Below are 16,575 nucleotides of genomic sequence, written 5' to 3'. Positions count from 1 at the left end.
AACTGCTACGATAAGGTGAGAATGGTGGGCGATGACGGGCTCGAACCGCCGACCCCCTCCGTGTAAAGGAGATGCTCTACCAACTGAGCTAATCGCCCAATCTCAATTCTTATCTACACTGCGAGTCTACCGAAGTAGATGGTGGGTGATGACGGGCTCGAACCGCCGACCCCCTCCGTGTAAAGGAGATGCTCTACCAACTGAGCTAATCACCCCCGCTGTGTGGAGTCGCATTATAGGGAGAGTTGAAAATGAGTCAACGCATTTTCTAAAGTTTTTATTCGTTCGTCGTAAAATTAGTCAAAACGATCGCAAAACGGACTGTGGTGCATGATTTCTAAACAAAAACAGCAATCTCGAACCGGATAAAGTGATCGACATTGAGGAATCGGCCCACAGTGATAGAATATTGCCCATTGTTTTCTTCCCAGGATTTGCCGATTACCGGCATCTTTATAACGTAAGGCCATTTCATGAAAATCAAAACTCGCTTCGCGCCGAGCCCGACAGGCTATCTGCATGTCGGTGGTGCACGTACTGCTCTCTACTCCTGGCTTTTCGCACGCCACAACAAAGGTGAGTTTGTGCTGCGTATTGAAGACACCGACCTGGAGCGCTCAACGCCGGAAGCAATTGAAGCCATTATGGATGGGATGAACTGGCTGAATCTGGAGTGGGACGAAGGCCCATACTTCCAGACCAAACGTTTTGACCGCTATAACGCCGTAATTGACGAGATGCTGGTCGCAGGCACGGCCTATAAGTGCTACTGCTCAAGGGAGCGTCTGGATGCGCTGCGCGAAGAGCAAATGGCAAAAGGCGAAAAACCGCGTTATGACGGTCGTTGCCGTCATGACCACAGCGAGCATGCTGCTGATGAGCCTTGCGTAGTGCGTTTTGCTAACCCGCAGGATGGCTCTGTTATCTTTGATGACCAGATCCGTGGCCCGATCGAATTCAGCAACCAGGAGCTGGATGACCTCATCATTCGTCGTACTGACGGCTCGCCAACCTATAACTTCTGCGTGGTTGTGGACGACTGGGATATGGAAATCACTCACGTGATCCGTGGTGAAGACCATATCAATAACACCCCGCGTCAGATCAACATTCTGAAAGCGCTGAACGCGCCTGTACCGGTGTATGCGCACGTATCGATGATCAACGGTGACGACGGTAAAAAGCTGTCCAAACGTCATGGCGCGGTGAGCGTGATGCAGTACCGTGATGACGGCTATCTGCCGGAAGCGCTACTGAACTATCTGGTACGTCTGGGCTGGGCTCATGGTGACCAGGAGATCTTCAGCCGCGAAGAGATGATCGAGCTTTTCTCTCTGAACTCGGTAAGCAAATCAGCCAGCGCGTTCAACACTGACAAACTGCTGTGGCTGAACCATCACTACATCAATACCATGCAGCCAGAGTATGTGGCGACTTATCTGCAATGGCACATTGAGCAGGCAAACATCGATACCCGTACGGGCCCTGAACTGGCGGATCTGGTGAAGCTGCTTGGCGAGCGTTGCAAAACGCTGAAAGAGATCGCCGAGAGCTGCCGCTACTTTTATGAAGAGTTTGACGCGTTCGACGCCGATGCGGCCAAGAAACACCTGCGTCCGGTTGCGCGTCAGCCGCTGGAAGTGGTGCGAGATAAACTCGAAGCCATTACCGAATGGACTGCAGAAAATGTTCACCACGCGATTCAGGCAACCGCTGATGAGCTGGAAATTGGCATGGGTAAAGTCGGTATGCCGCTGCGCGTTGCGGTGACGGGGGCAGGCCAGTCTCCGGCGCTGGACGTGACCGTTCATGCCATTGGCAAATCACGTAGCGTTGCGCGTATCAACAAGGCGCTGGGCTTTATTGCTGAGCGCGAAAGCCAGCAGTAATGCTCGTGAAATACAAATAACGGCAGGGTAACCTGCCGTTTTTTATGTCTGTTATTCAGCAATACCAAGACGCGTGAGAAAACCCTGCAAACCTTCGCGAGCGAGCAGCTTGTGCAAACGTTCCTGTTCGACAGTTGTCATGTTTTCCAGCGAGTCGATAATTTGTGGAAGCAGGCTGGATGAGGTCGCCACGCCATAGAGTGAAGGGCTTTCTGCCACATGGTAAACAGCCCGACTGTTACGAATGGCGGGAAGGCTAATGATGTGCTCCTTAACGTGCGCATCAATACATATCACCCTCGCTCTTCCGCCTTTTACACCGTTGATACCCTCCGTTTTCCATCCTTTCTGTCGTATCCAGCGATTAACGGTTTGTCGGGCGACGCCCAGACTGTCCGCCAGCTCTTCCGTGGTCATTTTGCTGCGTAATCTTTTCATATTAGCGTTGGTCGCGAATCCCTAAGCGTTGTAACAATCCGGTAATCCCTTCCCGCAGTAACAGAGATGTCATCTGCTTTTGCTCATCCGGCGTCATTTCATTCGCCAGCGTCAGGAGCAGGGCGTGAAGCGAGCCTTCGTGGTACGCCTTTTCTGGCATTTCCGGCGACTCTGTTACCCTGCGTGCGCTGCGAATAAAGTCGCGCACTTTTTCATTGACGTGTACCAGACGCGCCTTGCCGCCCTGAACGCCTGGTTTTGGCGATGTAATCCAACCCTCTTTGCGTACCCATTTATTGATGGTCTGTCGGCTATAGCCAGTCAGCAGGGCTAACTCTTCTGGCGTCATTCGTTCCTTGATCATACAATTTCCTGAATATCTGTGGGGTTAATTAGTGGTTCATTTTATAGCACCGTTTTACGTGAAAACGTGACAAGCTTAACTCCTGGCTGCGAGCAGACTCGCAAAGTGATTCATTTGCATGATTTTTCGGCGGTTGAAAGGCTGAGGTTGAATTTGCCGTTGACACTGTGCGGCGGAATTCATATTATGCCGCCCGTCAACATGACAGCTTTACGATGGGGCTATAGCTCAGCTGGGAGAGCGCCTGCATGGCATGCAGGAGGTCAGCGGTTCGATCCCGCTTAGCTCCACCAAACTCTGAACCCAACAGAGTACGGTAGGTAAAGTAACATGTGGGGCTATAGCTCAGCTGGGAGAGCGCTTGCATGGCATGCAAGAGGTCAGCGGTTCGATCCCGCTTAGCTCCACCAAAATTTAAACCCTCGTCGTCAGACGGGGGTTTTTTATATCTTGTAAAATATTTAGACTGTTTTTGTTGCAATTAACGTCGTTTTCTATACCTCACCTCAATCCAAATCAATAATTAAGTCCATAAATAGACCTAAACTTGATTCGTCCAATTAATAAACCTATTATCGATCCGGTCAATAAGACGATGGTTAAATAGATTACCCGGATTAATGAATAGAAAAATTTACAATAATGTAAAAATATTTATGATTGCCCTGGCGCTAAGCCTGATTGCGATCCCCTTTTCCCGTTATATCTCTCCGCGCGCTATCGTTAACGAAAATGATGTTTATTTAGCGTGGCTGCCCTTAAGCGCCATGCTCGCCATCGTGTTGTTATTTGGACGATGGGCAATCATTCCTTTGTTGCTAAGTTTTAGTGTTACTAATGCTTATTACTTTGATTTAGCCCCGCTACAATCTATCGTTTTATTATGTTGTCAGACGTTTTCCGTCTTCGCCGCCTGTGGCGTTATCCGTTTGATGCTGGGCAAGCGCTGGCGCCACAGCATGCCGAATAAGTACATTGGTATACGTATTTTATGGCTCGGATTTATGGTGCCTGTGGGCATCAAATTATCGATGTATCTGGCGGGGTATTTATTTGATTTCCCGGTAACAATCTCCTCCTATTTCGGCGAAGGATCTGCAATTTATAACGTTATCGATATTCAGAGTCTGATTTGCGCCGCCCTGATTTTCACCATGATGTTCTATTATCCATTAAGAATGATTATTAATCCTCGCTATGCCCGAACATTCTGGCGGCGAAGCGTGAAGCCCCTCTTTTGCAACAAAAAAGCGTTATTTATCGTTGTGTGGCTGATGCTGTTGGTCTCAATGATCGCTATTTTATGCGCACCTTTTGAGTCGCAGTTTATTGCGGGTTATTTGATGCCGACCGTTTTCATTCTTTTTACCCTGGGTATTGGTCGTTTGAGCTATGCGCTCATCTCTTTATTCTGGGCAGCCTCAGCGCTCATGTTGTTGACCTATAATTATAATTTTCTCAATGGCGTTGAATCGGGCCACTCGCTCTCCTTTATTCTGTCGGTACTCATCTCTTTCGCTATCTGCCTGCTTTACATGTCGCAGATCTATCAGAAAAGTGAATGGCTGAAACAGGGGTGGCAGGAGAGGGCGCTTACCGATCCGCTCACCGGTCTGCCTAACATTCGTTCGCTGGAAGTTTTTCTACAGCATCATCCTGAGGCCAAAGTCTGCTGCTTGCGTCTGGATAATCTGGAATTCCTGAGCCGTCACTACGGCATCCTCATGCGCGTGCACTGTAAAAAGATGATCACCGCGTCGCTGCAGCCGTTATTGCAAAAAGACGAGAAGCTCTTCCAGTTACCAGGCAGTGAACTGATGTTGGTCTTGCTGGGACCGGGCACGGCTGAACGTCTGCAATTTATGGTTGACCATCTGAACAGCCGTAAAATTATCTGGAACAAGACTGAGCTCGACATTGAGTTTGGTGCCTCCTGGGGGGAAGTGCCAAATGGAGAAAGCGTGCATCACACGCTGGGTCAGTTGAGCTGGCTGTCCGAGCAGTCCTGTTCCGGGCATAACGTCCTTGCGTTAACCAACAGTCTGGATGATGTTTCTGGTCATACGACGGACAGGGTGCTAATGCTGGCCCGTATAAAACGCGCCCTTGATATCGGTGGTCTCCATCTTTACGCGCAGCCAATTCACAACGCGCGCGGAGAAGGGTACTTTGAAATCCTTTCGCGTCTTGAAAGTGATGGTGAGATCATCACCCCTGACCGCTTTATTCCGCTGATTGCTCAGTTCAACCTGAGCCACCGATTCGACCTGAACGTGGTGGAAAAATTGCTGATGTGGATGCGCAGTCATCCATCCGGACGGGCCGGAACGCGGTTCTCCGTTAATCTGATGCCGCTGACGCTGATGCAGAACGAGATTGCAGCTGAGATCATCGCGCTTTTTGAACGCTACGCCGTTGCACCGCAAGATATCGTCATTGAGATCACCGAGGAACAGGCTTTCTCTGACTCGGGAAGCAGCATCAACAATATCCAGCAGCTGCGGGATTATGGCTTCCGCATTGCTATCGATGACTTTGGTACCGGCTATGCCAACTTTGAGCGCCTGAAGCGACTGGAGGCCGATATCATTAAGATCGATGGCTGCTTCGTGAAAGATATCTGCACCGACAGCATGGATGCGATGATCGTGCAGTCCATTTGCAACATGGCAAAAACGAAATCGCTTTGTGTGGTGGCTGAATATGTGGAATCGGCTGAACAACGCGAGATGTTGCTGCGATACGGCGTTGATTATTTGCAGGGCTATTTGATTGGTAAACCACTGCCCCTGACGGCGCTGGAGACATAAAAAAACCGGGAGCGATGGCTCCCGGTTTTCATTGAGCGATATGGATTACAGCACCAATGCTGCGATAGAGGCAGACAGGACGCTCACCAGCGTTGAACCGTAAACCAGCTTCAGGCCAAAGCGAGAAACGACGTTACCTTGCTCTTCGTTCAGGCCTTTAATCGCACCAGCGATAATACCGATGGAAGAGAAGTTCGCGAAGGAGACCAGGAAGACGGACAGGATCCCTTCCGCACGCGGGGAGAGCGTGCTGGCAATCTTCTGAAGATCCATCATCGCCACGAATTCATTGGATACCAGTTTCGTTGCCATGATACTGCCCACCTGCAACGCTTCGTGAGCGGGCACACCCATTACCCAGGCGACCGGGTAGAAGATATAGCCCAGAATACCCTGGAACGAAATACCAAGTACGGCCGCAAACAGGGCGTTCAGCGCAGCGATCAGTGCGATAAAGCCAATCAGCATCGCGGCAACGATAATCGCAACCTTGAAACCCGCCAGAATGTATTCACCCAGCATTTCGAAGAAGCTCTGTCCCTCGTGCAGGTTTGACATCTGAATGTTCTCTTCGCTGGCATCCACGCGGTACGGGTTAATCAGCGAAAGAACAATAAAGGTGCTGAACATATTCAGAACCAGCGCTGCAACCACGTATTTAGGTTCCAGCATAGTCATATACGCGCCCACGATAGACATGGAAACGGTAGACATTGCTGTCGCCGCCATGGTGTACATGCGGTTACGGGACATCTTGCCGAGGATATCTTTATACGCAATGAAGTTCTCAGACTGACCCAGGATCAGCGAGCTGACTGCGTTAAAGGATTCCAGCTTGCCCATGCCATTAACTTTCGATAACAGGAAGCCGATTGCACGGATAACCACCGGCAGAACACGAATGTGCTGGAGGATCCCGATCAGGGCAGAGATGAAGACGATAGGGCAGAGCACTTTCAGGAAGAAGAAGGCCAAACCCTGATCGTTCATGTTGCCAAAGACAAAGTTAGTCCCGTCGTTGGCAAATCCGAGCAGTTTTTCGAACATTTCGGAGAAGCCTTTCACGAAGCCGAGGCCTACGTTGGAGTTCAGGAAGAACCACGCAAGTAAAACTTCAATGACCAGCAGCTGGACAACATAGCGAATACGAATATTTTTGCGGTCAGTGCTGACCAGCAATGCGAGTGCAGTAACGACAACGAGTGCCAGGACAAAATGAAGGACGCGGTCCATATTTGCTCCAAATATGAGGCAGGTTTAATTTCCGTGCACATTCTATGTAACAAGCACAAAGAAAACGAGATCAAGCCCACACTATAGTTACATCCTGTGACGAGTCTCAAAAATAGTGATCACCAATACATTTTTGTTATGTTAGGTAAATGAGTGAAAAGTTAAGTTTGTGTGCTACGCTTCACAAATGTCTGCGCATTTTCACATTCTGTGACCTTGCTCCACCTGCCTGTCTATTGTCCCTGGCTATCAGAGTAATCATGTTAACAATTACAAATGAACTTGATAATCATTCTCATTTTGATAGCATAAAACATAGCAAAGGCTATATTTCCAGAGGCAGAAATGACGAATAGTCGCGTAGAGAGTAGCAGCGGCAGAGCGGCACGCAAGCTGCGGTTCGCATTAATGGGACCGGCATTCATTGCCGCGATTGGCTACATCGATCCGGGTAATTTTGCGACCAATATTCAGGCCGGGGCCAGTTTCGGCTATAAGCTGCTGTGGGTTGTGGTGTGGGCCAACCTGATGGCGATGCTGATTCAGATGCTTTCCGCGAAGCTGGGTATTGCCACCGGGAAAAACCTGGCGGAGCAAATCCGCGATCATTATCCGCGTCCGGCGGTATGGTTTTACTGGGTCCAGGCGGAAATTATCGCCATGGCCACCGATCTCGCCGAGTTTATCGGGGCGGCGATCGGCTTTAAGCTTATTCTGGGCGTCTCCCTGCTACAGGGCGCCGTGCTGACCGGTATCGCCACGTTCCTTATTTTGATGCTCCAGAGGCGGGGACAAAAACCGCTGGAGAAAGTCATCGGCGGCCTGCTGCTGTTCGTCGCTGCCGCCTATATTGTTGAGCTGATTTTCTCCCAGCCGAATCTGGTGCAGTTGACGAAAGGGATGGTGATCCCGTCGTTACCCACCTCTGAAGCCGTATTTCTGGCCGCCGGGGTGCTGGGGGCGACCATTATGCCGCACGTAATTTATCTGCACTCTTCTTTAACCCAAAATCTGCACGGCGGGACGAGTAAAGAGCGCTACTCCGCCTCGAAATGGGATGTGGCAATTGCGATGACCATTGCCGGATTTGTGAATCTGGCGATGATGGCGACTGCCGCCGCCGCGTTTCACTTTAACGGGCATACCGGGGTTGCCGATCTCGACCAGGCGTACCTGACGCTGGAGCCGTTGCTGAGCCATGCCGCTGCCACTATTTTTGGTTTAAGCCTGGTTGCTGCGGGACTTTCCTCTACGGTTGTGGGGACACTGGCCGGGCAGGTGGTGATGCAGGGGTTCGTACGTTTCCATATTCCACTGTGGGTTCGCCGTTCGGTAACGATGCTGCCTTCCTTTATTGTAATTCTGATGGGGCTGGATCCGACCCGCATTCTGGTGATGAGTCAGGTGCTGCTGAGTTTCGGTATTGCGCTGGCGCTGGTGCCGCTACTGATATTCACCAGCAACAAATCGCTGATGGGCGATCTGGTGAATTCGACGTGGGTGAAACGCGCCGGGTGGGCCATTGTGGTCGTGGTGGTGGCGTTAAACATGTGGTTGCTGTTAGGCACAGCAGCAGGCCTGTAAAAGAAAAAGGAGCCGTGAGGCTCCTTTTAGCTGTTAATGGTGATGGCCGTGACCATGGCCTCTGCCTTTTCCGTGACCCCTGCCGCCACGGCGGTCGTCACGATCGTTCCAGCCTTCGCGGTAGCCGCGCTCGTAGGCCTTACGCTTATCCCAGCCACGGTGATAGCCGTTATCGTGTTTCCACCAGCGGTTTTTACGCCACTCATAATGTCGGTGCCAGTAGTCACGGTCGCGCCAGTAGCCACCGTCCCAGTATCTGCCGTAGTCATCACGATCGCCAATTTGTAATTTAATCGATGGCAACAGGGTGATTTCGCCCGCATTGGCGACCAGCGGGGCCGAAGCCAGTAGTACCGCTGCAAGAATCAGTGACCTGAACATACTCTTCTCCTTCACGATCGGGGCCGCTGTGCGACCTGTTAACGCAATTTTACGAGTTGGTAAACATTCGTTTCATCGCCTCAACTCCTAAATCATGAACGAGAGCACTTTTTGCTAAAAGTGTTTTTAATCTGAACTGGACAGGATCGCTTCTATCGTCTTCAGCTCTTCTGCGGAGAAATGACGATTTTCAAGCATGCCTGCAGCATCATCAATTTGTCCGGTTTTGCTTGCGCCGATGAGCACGGATGTCACCGCATCGTGGCGCAGGATCCAGGCCAGTGCCATTTGCGAAAGCTTTTGCCCCCGTTTTTCCGCCAGCGCATTCAGCTTGCGTACCTTTTCCAGCTTTTTGTCGGTGACCTGTTCCGGATTAAGGAACTTACTGCCGCTTGCTGCGCGAGAATCTGCCGGGATGCCGTTCAGATAGCGATCGGTCAACTGTCCGCCCGCCAGGGGAGAGAAGGGGATACATCCCACCCCATTTTGCTGCAACACGTCCAGCAACCCCTCTTCAGGCGCACGTTCAAACATGGAGTACTTCGGCTGGTGGATTAGACAGGGCGTGCCCAGATCCTCCAGTATTTCAATCGCCTGCCGCGCCAGTTCTGCCGGGTAGTTGGACAGGCCGATGTACAGCGCTTTGCCCTGGCGCACCACATGGTCAAGCGCTTTCATCGTTTCACGTAGCGGCGTTTGTGGATCGGGGCGGTGGTGATAGAAGATATCAACGTACTCCAGCCCCATACGCATGAGGCTCTGGTCCAGGCTGGAAATCAGATATTTACGCGAGCCCCAGTCGCCGTAAGGCCCGTCCCACATGGTGTAGCCCGCTTTGGTGGAGATGATTAGCTCATCGCGCCAGGGCAGGAAATCCTCCTGCAGGATGCGCCCGAAGTTGCGTTCGGCTGAACCAGGAGGTGGGCCGTAATTATTAGCAAGGTCAAAATGTGTAATACCCAAATCGAAGGCGCGCTGTAAAAGTTGACGGCTGTTTTCGAGCAGCGTCGCGTCGCCAAAATTATGCCAAAGCCCCAGCGAGATGGCGGGAAGCTTGAGGCCGCTTTGTCCACAGCGGCGATATTGCATTGTTTGGTAACGATTTTTGTCAGGTTGATAACCCATGAGCGAGACCTCTGGCGCTGGAAAGAAAAATCAGTGTATGCGTTTACACTAACCTGAAGAAAATGAGCATAGCTCAGCTTTTTTCGTAAAGCATTCTTTCCAGCCCCTGATTGTCGCCAATTCTGGACACCCTTCACGCTTATTTAATACTCAGAGTGAGGACAACGTCAGAAGGACACCTATAATATGCGTACCCCCTATTGCGTCGCCGATTACCTGCTGGACCGACTAACAGATTGCGGTGCCGATCATCTGTTTGGCGTGCCGGGCGACTATAACCTGCAGTTTCTCGACCATGTGATAGACAGCCCGGACATCTGCTGGGTGGGCTGTGCCAACGAGCTGAACGCGTCTTACGCCGCAGACGGCTATGCCCGCTGTAAGGGATTTGCCGCACTCCTGACGACTTTCGGCGTTGGGGAGTTAAGCGCCATGAACGGTGTGGCGGGCAGCTTTGCCGAACATGTCCCCGTGCTCCATATTGTGGGGGCTCCGGGTATGGCGGCGCAGCAGCGAGGAGAGTTACTGCACCACACCTTAGGCGACGGCGAGTTCCGCCATTTCTACCACATGAGCGAACCCATCACCGTTGCACAGGCGGTGCTTACCGAACAAAACGCCTGCTATGAAATTGACAGAGTCCTGACCACCATGCTGCGGGAGCGCCGTCCGGGCTACCTGATGCTGCCCGCCGATGTGGCGAAAAAAGCCGCTACGCCCCCTGTAAGCGCTCTCACTCTTAACTCCGCACCGGCCGATTCAGCCTGCATGCAAGCGTTCCGTGAGGCTGCCGAAAAGCGTTTGTCAACGAGCAAACGCACCGCGCTGTTAGCGGACTTCCTGGTGCTGCGCCACGGTTTGCGCGCGGCCCTTCAGACGTGGGTGAAAGAGGTGCCGATGGCACACGCCACCATGCTGATGGGCAAGGGCATTTTTGACGAACGACAGAGCGGTTTTTATGGCACCTACAGCGGATCGGCGAGCGCCGCGGCGGTCAAAGAGGCAATCGAGGGGGCTGATACGGTGCTGTGCATTGGCACGCGCTTTACCGATACGCTCACAGCCGGGTTTACCCACCAGCTGACGCCAGATCAGACGATAGAGGTTCAGCCCCACGCGTCCCGCGTCGGCGACGTCTGGTTTACGGGTATCCCGATGAGGGAGGCCATTGAAACGCTGACAGCGCTGTGCAAAACGCATGTACGTGATACGCGAGCGCCATCGGATCACAGCAGCTCTTCTTTCCCCACTATCGAAGGGGCGCTGACTCAGGAGAGCTTCTGGCGAACCCTGCAAACGTTTATTCGCCCCGGAGACATTATTCTGGCTGACCAGGGGACGTCTGCTTTCGGCGCTATCGATTTGCGTTTACCGGCAGACGTGAACTTTATCGTCCAGCCGCTTTGGGGATCGATCGGCTACACGCTCGCGGCGGCGTTTGGCGCGCAAACAGCGTGTCCGAACCGACGCGTGATTGTCCTGACGGGTGACGGTGCCGCGCAGTTGACCATTCAGGAGCTGGGATCGATGCTGCGCGACAAGCAGCGCCCGATTATTCTGGTGCTTAACAACGAGGGATACACGGTTGAGAGAGCCATCCACGGGCCGGAGCAGCGCTATAACGATATTGCCCTCTGGAACTGGACGCAGATCCCGCAGGCGCTGAGCCTGGCGCCAGAGGCAGAATGCTGGCGCGTCAGCGAAGCGGAAACACTGGCGGAGGTGCTGGATAAAGTAGCACACCACGAGCGACTATCGCTGATCGAGGTGATGCTGCCGAAAGCCGATATTCCGCCGCTGCTGAGCGCGCTGACCAAAGCGCTGGAGGCGCGCAATAACGCCTGATTACCTGTCGTTTCGCCATGCCATCAACATCGGTTTGCCCGCCAGCAGGAGCCAGGCGGGCAACATCACGATACAAAGGAGCGGCAGAAGCGTGGTATCCGGCACCACAACGGCCGCCATAAACAGACTCAGCCATGCATCGCGCGTTACCACCAGTACCAGCCCCAGAATGGAGCAGGAGACGGTAATCGCCGCAGGGACAGCGTCGACGTGCTCATGCAGCATCAGCCCCAGCGCGACGCCAACAAATACCGCCGGGAAGATCCGTCCTCCCCGGAAACCACAGGCTGCAGCGATCACCAGCGCCGCCAGTTTTACCAGCGCGAACAGCAGATAATCGGAGACGCCAAAAACCTGGCTGAAGGCCAGCTGCTGCATCTCGTCCAGACCCTTAAACAGCGTAACCGTCCCGCCGATAGCGCCTAAAACGCCCAGAATAAAACCGCCCATACCCAGAATCAGCACCGGATGCTTCAGCCTGTGCATCAGACGATGCAGGCGCGGAAGACACCACACTGCGATCATTCCCAGCGCAATGGCTATCGCGACGACGACGGCACCGCTGACAATATCGGTGAGTTGCATCTGGCCATAGTGGGGGATGGGGAGTGAAAAATGAGGATGGAAAAACAGGCTGGTCGTGAGGGCCCCTGCTGCGGCGGCCATCAATGGCGCAAAGAGTTTATCCCACAGCGGCACATCATTGTCGCTGCTGAGCGTTTGCGAAAAGATGAGCGCAGCCGCTATTGGGGTACCAAACAGTGCCCCGATGGTACCGGCGGAAGCCAGAATCGTCCAGTCCAGCGCGCCAACGCGCGGGAAAAGACGCGCTCCCAGAAAGACCGCCAGCGCGATATTAACCGCCATAATGGGATGTTCAGGCCCGAGGCTTACGCCGCCCGCAAGACCGATAATCAGCGCGATAACAAGCCCCGGCAGAGCAGAGGGAGATACTGGCGCACCAATCAAGGGTTCCAGTGCCGGGTCCGGCCCGGCATGGCCCGGGCTATAGCGGATCACCAGACCTACGGCAATTCCGGTCAGGGTCAGCATCATCATGATCCACCCTGGCGAGTCAGTGCTGATGCCAAGTTTAACCGGCAGCGCGGTCCATAAAATCGTTTGCAGCACTGCCGCTACTTTCATGACGACGATGAGCACCAGGCTCGACGCTACGCCAATAATTAGCGCCGGGACAGCCAATAACAGCATGGTTCTGGCTCGCGGATGGAGCATGATGATTTCCTTGTACAAAACGGCTTAACGTTACTTTGCACAATCAGCATTGTGGCAATAGTGCAAAAGGTGCTGAAACGGTAAAGTTATTATGTGACGAAGATCGATAATCCATGGGCAGTCACCTTCTGGTCGTTGTTGTTATCACGCCTTGAATTTACAGTGTCCCAAAGATTTATTCTGACTTTAGCGGAGCAGTAGAAGAATGACAAAGTATGCTTTGGTAGGTGATGTAGGCGGCACCAACGCGCGCCTTGCCCTGTGCGATGTAAACAGCGGTGAAATTTCTCAGGCGAAAACCTATTCAGGGCTGGATTACCCAAGCCTGGAAGCGGTAGTTCGCGTCTATCTTGAAGAGCATAAAGTGAGCGTTGAAGACGGTTGTATCGCCATCGCCTGTCCGATCACCGGCGACTGGGTGGCGATGACCAACCACACGTGGGCCTTTTCAATTGCCGAAATGCGGAAAAACCTCGGCTTCTCGCACCTTGAAATTATCAACGATTTCACTGCGGTTTCCATGGCTATCCCAATGCTTAAACCTGAGCATCTGATTCAGTTCGGCGGTACGGCCCCGGTTGAAGGCAAACCCATTGCTGTTTACGGCGCCGGAACCGGTCTGGGGGTGGCGCACCTGGTTCACGTCGACAAACGCTGGGTCAGCCTGCCGGGTGAGGGCGGCCACGTGGATTTTGCGCCGAACAGCGAAGAAGAGGGCATTATTCTTGAGGAGCTACGCGCCGAGATTGGTCACGTGTCGGCCGAGCGCGTGCTTTCTGGTCCGGGTCTGGTGAACCTGTATCGGGCGATTGTAAAATCAGACGGACGTCTGCCGGAAAATCTGCAGCCTAAAGATGTGACCGAACGCGCGCTGGCCGACAGCTGTATTGACTGCCGTCGTGCTTTGTCGTTGTTCTGCGTCATTATGGGGCGTTTCGGCGGCAACCTGGCCCTGAATCTCGGCACCTTTGGCGGGGTCTATATTGCGGGCGGGATCGTGCCGCGCTTCCTCGATTTCTTTACCGCCTCCGGTTTCCGTGGTGGCTTTGAAGACAAAGGCCGCTTCAAAAGTTACGTGCAGGACATTCCGGTTTACCTGATTGTCCACGACAATCCGGGCTTGCTTGGCTCCGGGGCGCATCTGCGTCAGGTACTTGGCCAGATCCTCTGACATCCGTCTCCCTCTCCTGCGGGAGAGGGAACGCGCTACAGGTGCATGAGCTGGCGGAACGCTTTCACTCTGCTGCGGCTTACCGGCACCTGAAAATCCAGATCCTTCAGCCGCAAAATATAGGTGTTATTAAACCAGGGTTCGATCTCGCGGATCTTGTTCAGATTGACGCAGAACGAGCGGTGGCAGCGGAAGAAGTGCGCTGCCGGGAGTTTGTTGCAAAATTCGGTGATGTTCATCGCCATTATGTAGGCCTCACGCCGCGTATAGACAAACGTCATTTTTTCGTGCGCTTCAGCATAGTAAATATCGTCGACAGGCGTGACGATGATCCGTTCGTCCTTCACCAGATTAATGGTGTCGTTTTCACGCGCTACCGGACTGGCACTGGCGGGCAGCGACTGCTGCTGCCATGCGGCTTCCAGCTTATGCAGCATGCTGATAATACGCGACTCCTGATATGGCTTGAGAATATAGTCAAACGCCTCCAGCTCGAAGGCTTCCACGGCATGCTCTTTCCACGCGGTGACAAACACAATAAACGGCTTGTGGGCGAACTGATTGATATTTTGCGCCAGCAGAACGCCGTCCAGAGACGGAATATTAATATCGAGAAAAATCGCGTCGACCCGGTTATGCTGCAAAAATTTCAGCACGTCCAGACCATCCTCAAAACAGCCAACAATCTCCATCTGGCTGTGGGTTTTGATAAGCCAGCTCAACTCCTGCTGAGCCAGAATTTCATCTTCTACGATGATGACTTTCATCTGTTACTCCGGCCTACGGCAACAAGGATATGGGGGCATTAACGGGCGTTCGTTCGTTCGGAACATAAAAAGCAATCTCGGTGCCCGGCTCAAGGCGGTGAATGTGCAGCCCGTCACCGTACAGCAGCTTGACCCGGTGGTGCACGTTCAGCAGCCCGATTTTATTTCCCGGCATTTCGTTTGATTCGACGCGCTCGATAACTTTCGGATCGATGCCGTGTCCGGTATCGCGCACGGCGATTCGCACGCGGTTACCGCTTTCCGTCACGCTAATCGTGACCACGCCTTTTCCTTTACACGGCTGAATGCCGTGAACAATAGCGTTTTCCACCAGCGGCTGGATCAGCAGGCTTGGAATCACGCAGTTGACCTCTTCATCAATATCGTAAATGACCGTCAGCTTATCGCCAAAGCGTGCCTGCTCAATCGCGATGTAATCCTTGATTTGATACAGCTCTTTTTTGATGTCGATCTGCTCGTCGTCTTTTAACTCAATGTTGTAGCGCAGATAGCGCGACAGATTAAAAATCAGCTGCCGCGCGGTATCCGGATTAAGACGAATGGAAGAGGAGATAGCATTCAGCGCGTTAAACAGGAAATGGGGATTGATCTTGCTTTGCAGGGCACGCAGCTCTGCCTTATTTGCCATCTCGCGCAACTGCTCCGCACGCGAAACTTCGAGTTGGGTGGAGATGATCTGCGACAGGCCAATCGCCATCTCCTGGAGCGAGGAGGTGATTTGGTGTGCATGGCAGTAGTAAATTTTCAGCGTCCCCGTGACCACGCCTTTTTCCCACAGCGGGATCACCAGCATTGAGTGGATCTCTGGCGTCCGGTGGGCTTCATCATTGTTTTTAATGATGATTTTTCCGTAGTTAATCGCCTGTCTGGTGGTCGGGCTGATGGTATCGTCGCTGTCGCGATAATTGTGCTCACCGACGCCAACATAGGCCAGCACGTGGTCAATATTGGTGATGGCGACCGCATCGGCGTGAATATCCCGGCGGATGATATCGCAAACCTGACGTAAAGATTCGGTGTTAACGTGTCGGAAAAGCGGCAGCGTTTTGTTGGCAATATCCAGTGCCAGCTTCGCCTGACGCGCGGCGCTGGCCTCTTTTTCGCCTTCCACGCTTTGCACCAGCAGCACGATAAAGCCTATACAGACGCTTCCGAGGATCATCGGAATACCGATCTTCGAGACGATATCCAGCCCCAGCGCAGTGGTCGGTGCCCAGACGACGACCAGGATCATGGTCAGCGTTTCGCAGACCATCCCCGCGATTATCCCCGCGCGCCAGTGCTGTTTTTTCGGGATTTTGCGGTTAATCCAGCCGGAGAGTACCCCGGCAATAATGCTGGTGATAAAGCAGGGGACTGCCGTCACGCCGCCAATATCAATCAGGTATCGATGGGTGCCGGCGATAATGCCTGTGATAATCCCGACCCAGGGACCAAAGAGGATCCCGCCCGACATGACGGCGATGATGCGCACGTTCACCAGCGAGCCTTCTACCGGCACGCCGGACCAGGTGCTGAACAGGGCAAACATCGAAAAGATAAACGTAACGGCCAGCAGCTCTTTTGGCGAGTGGGCAGATTTATGCAACAGTTCGCGAAACAAGCGGATGCGGATAAGGAAAAAGAGACAGATCAGCATTAATGCCGCGCGGTCGAACACCGCCAGGAGCATATTGAAGATTTCGTGCACGGTCAGGCCTGGGAAAACGGG

General features: G+C 53.0%; 13 protein-coding genes and 4 tRNA genes. 7 read left to right on the top strand and 10 right to left on the bottom strand.

The features are described from left to right. Positions 1–22: 22 nt before the first annotated feature. A tRNA-Val gene (locus tag ACQG0S_RS15530) sits at positions 23–98 on the bottom strand. A gap of 41 nt (positions 99–139) precedes the next feature. Further along, a tRNA-Val gene (locus tag ACQG0S_RS15525) sits at positions 140–215 on the bottom strand. A gap of 258 nt (positions 216–473) precedes the next feature. Here ACQG0S_RS15525 and gltX point away from each other — a divergent pair. Further along, positions 474–1,889, top strand: coding sequence for a glutamate--tRNA ligase (gene gltX, locus ACQG0S_RS15520; RefSeq protein WP_022648938.1), 1,416 nt, complete (start codon positions 474–476; stop codon positions 1,887–1,889). 51 nt (positions 1,890–1,940) lie between these two features. Here gltX and ACQG0S_RS15515 read toward each other — a convergent pair whose 3' ends face one another. Further along, positions 1,941–2,327 carry a YfeC-like transcriptional regulator gene (locus ACQG0S_RS15515; RefSeq protein WP_032622330.1) on the bottom strand — a complete coding sequence of 129 codons (387 nt, stop codon included), beginning with the start codon at positions 2,325–2,327 and terminating at the stop codon, positions 1,941–1,943. A gap of 1 nt (position 2,328) precedes the next feature. Beyond that, on the bottom strand, positions 2,329–2,691 hold the full coding sequence (locus tag ACQG0S_RS15510) for a YfeC-like transcriptional regulator (RefSeq protein WP_022648936.1): 363 nt from the start codon (positions 2,689–2,691) through the stop codon (positions 2,329–2,331). Positions 2,692–2,908: 217 nt separating this feature from the next. Here ACQG0S_RS15510 and ACQG0S_RS15505 point away from each other — a divergent pair. From ACQG0S_RS15505 to ACQG0S_RS15495, 3 genes are all read left to right on the top strand, one after another. Continuing rightward, positions 2,909–2,984: transfer RNA gene (locus tag ACQG0S_RS15505), tRNA-Ala, on the top strand. A gap of 41 nt (positions 2,985–3,025) precedes the next feature. Beyond that, positions 3,026–3,101, top strand: a tRNA-Ala gene (locus ACQG0S_RS15500). Positions 3,102–3,311: 210 nt separating this feature from the next. Next, positions 3,312–5,501, top strand: a complete 2,190-nt coding sequence (locus ACQG0S_RS15495) for an EAL domain-containing protein (protein ID WP_426750563.1) — start codon at positions 3,312–3,314, stop codon at positions 5,499–5,501. Between the two features lie 45 nt (positions 5,502–5,546). Here the strand turns inward: ACQG0S_RS15495 and nupC are convergent, their stop codons facing one another. Continuing rightward, entirely contained in the window at positions 5,547–6,734 is a 1,188-nt protein-coding gene (gene nupC, locus ACQG0S_RS15490) for a nucleoside permease NupC (RefSeq protein WP_022648934.1), read from the bottom strand. A gap of 345 nt (positions 6,735–7,079) precedes the next feature. Here nupC and ACQG0S_RS15485 point away from each other — a divergent pair, with 345 nt between their 5' ends. After that, positions 7,080–8,318, top strand: a complete 1,239-nt coding sequence (locus ACQG0S_RS15485) for an Nramp family divalent metal transporter (RefSeq protein ID WP_032623830.1) — start codon at positions 7,080–7,082, stop codon at positions 8,316–8,318. A 33-nt stretch (positions 8,319–8,351) separates the two neighbouring features. Here the strand turns inward: ACQG0S_RS15485 and ypeC are convergent, their stop codons facing one another. Both ypeC and mgrA read right to left on the bottom strand, forming a co-directional pair. Then, positions 8,352–8,699, bottom strand: a complete 348-nt coding sequence (ypeC, locus tag ACQG0S_RS15480) for a DUF2502 domain-containing protein YpeC (RefSeq protein WP_022648932.1) — start codon at positions 8,697–8,699, stop codon at positions 8,352–8,354. Between the two features lie 126 nt (positions 8,700–8,825). Then, complete coding sequence (gene mgrA, locus ACQG0S_RS15475; RefSeq protein ID WP_154051470.1) at positions 8,826–9,824, bottom strand: L-glyceraldehyde 3-phosphate reductase; 999 nt, start codon at positions 9,822–9,824, stop codon at positions 8,826–8,828. A gap of 186 nt (positions 9,825–10,010) precedes the next feature. Between mgrA and ipdC the strand changes: the two genes are divergently transcribed. After that, a complete protein-coding gene (ipdC, locus tag ACQG0S_RS15470; protein ID WP_022648930.1) occupies positions 10,011–11,669 on the top strand; it encodes an indolepyruvate decarboxylase in 1,659 nt (552 codons plus the stop codon). Here the strand turns inward: ipdC and ACQG0S_RS15465 are convergent, their stop codons facing one another. Further along, positions 11,670–12,905, bottom strand: coding sequence for an ion channel protein (locus ACQG0S_RS15465; RefSeq protein ID WP_022648929.1), 1,236 nt, complete (start codon positions 12,903–12,905; stop codon positions 11,670–11,672). A 205-nt stretch (positions 12,906–13,110) separates the two neighbouring features. On the opposite strand from ACQG0S_RS15465, the gene glk reads away from it, so the two are divergent. Further along, entirely contained in the window at positions 13,111–14,076 is a 966-nt protein-coding gene (glk, locus tag ACQG0S_RS15460; protein WP_022648928.1) for a glucokinase, read from the top strand. 35 nt (positions 14,077–14,111) lie between these two features. On the opposite strand, the gene ACQG0S_RS15455 is transcribed toward glk, so the two are convergent. Both ACQG0S_RS15455 and ACQG0S_RS15450 read right to left on the bottom strand, forming a co-directional pair. Further along, entirely contained in the window at positions 14,112–14,843 is a 732-nt protein-coding gene (locus tag ACQG0S_RS15455; protein WP_126315044.1) for a LytR/AlgR family response regulator transcription factor, read from the bottom strand. Between the two features lie 13 nt (positions 14,844–14,856). Further along, positions 14,857–16,554 carry a sensor histidine kinase gene (locus tag ACQG0S_RS15450; protein ID WP_022648926.1) on the bottom strand — a complete coding sequence of 566 codons (1,698 nt, stop codon included), beginning with the start codon at positions 16,552–16,554 and terminating at the stop codon, positions 14,857–14,859. Positions 16,555–16,575: the final 21 nt, after the last annotated feature.

This window comes from Enterobacter cloacae complex sp. 418I7 (assembly GCF_050030705.1).
Classification (GTDB): Bacteria; Pseudomonadota; Gammaproteobacteria; order Enterobacterales; family Enterobacteriaceae; genus Enterobacter; species Enterobacter intestinihominis.
The sequence above is the reverse complement of the archived record's forward strand: the minus strand, read 5'-3'. Positions and strand labels throughout refer to the sequence as shown.

Coding starts and splice junctions, on each gene's coding strand:
- gltX (WP_022648938.1), top strand. CDS start 474: ATGAAAATCAAAACTCGCTTCGCGCCGAGCCCGACAGGCTATCTGCAT.
- ACQG0S_RS15515 (WP_032622330.1), bottom strand. CDS start 2,327: ATGAAAAGATTACGCAGCAAAATGACCACGGAAGAGCTGGCGGACAGT.
- ACQG0S_RS15510 (WP_022648936.1), bottom strand. CDS start 2,691: ATGATCAAGGAACGAATGACGCCAGAAGAGTTAGCCCTGCTGACTGGC.
- ACQG0S_RS15495 (WP_426750563.1), top strand. CDS start 3,312: ATGAATAGAAAAATTTACAATAATGTAAAAATATTTATGATTGCCCTG.
- nupC (WP_022648934.1), bottom strand. CDS start 6,734: ATGGACCGCGTCCTTCATTTTGTCCTGGCACTCGTTGTCGTTACTGCA.
- ACQG0S_RS15485 (WP_032623830.1), top strand. CDS start 7,080: ATGACGAATAGTCGCGTAGAGAGTAGCAGCGGCAGAGCGGCACGCAAG.
- ypeC (WP_022648932.1), bottom strand. CDS start 8,699: ATGTTCAGGTCACTGATTCTTGCAGCGGTACTACTGGCTTCGGCCCCG.
- mgrA (WP_154051470.1), bottom strand. CDS start 9,824: ATGGGTTATCAACCTGACAAAAATCGTTACCAAACAATGCAATATCGC.
- ipdC (WP_022648930.1), top strand. CDS start 10,011: ATGCGTACCCCCTATTGCGTCGCCGATTACCTGCTGGACCGACTAACA.
- ACQG0S_RS15465 (WP_022648929.1), bottom strand. CDS start 12,905: ATGCTCCATCCGCGAGCCAGAACCATGCTGTTATTGGCTGTCCCGGCG.
- glk (WP_022648928.1), top strand. CDS start 13,111: ATGACAAAGTATGCTTTGGTAGGTGATGTAGGCGGCACCAACGCGCGC.
- ACQG0S_RS15455 (WP_126315044.1), bottom strand. CDS start 14,843: ATGAAAGTCATCATCGTAGAAGATGAAATTCTGGCTCAGCAGGAGTTG.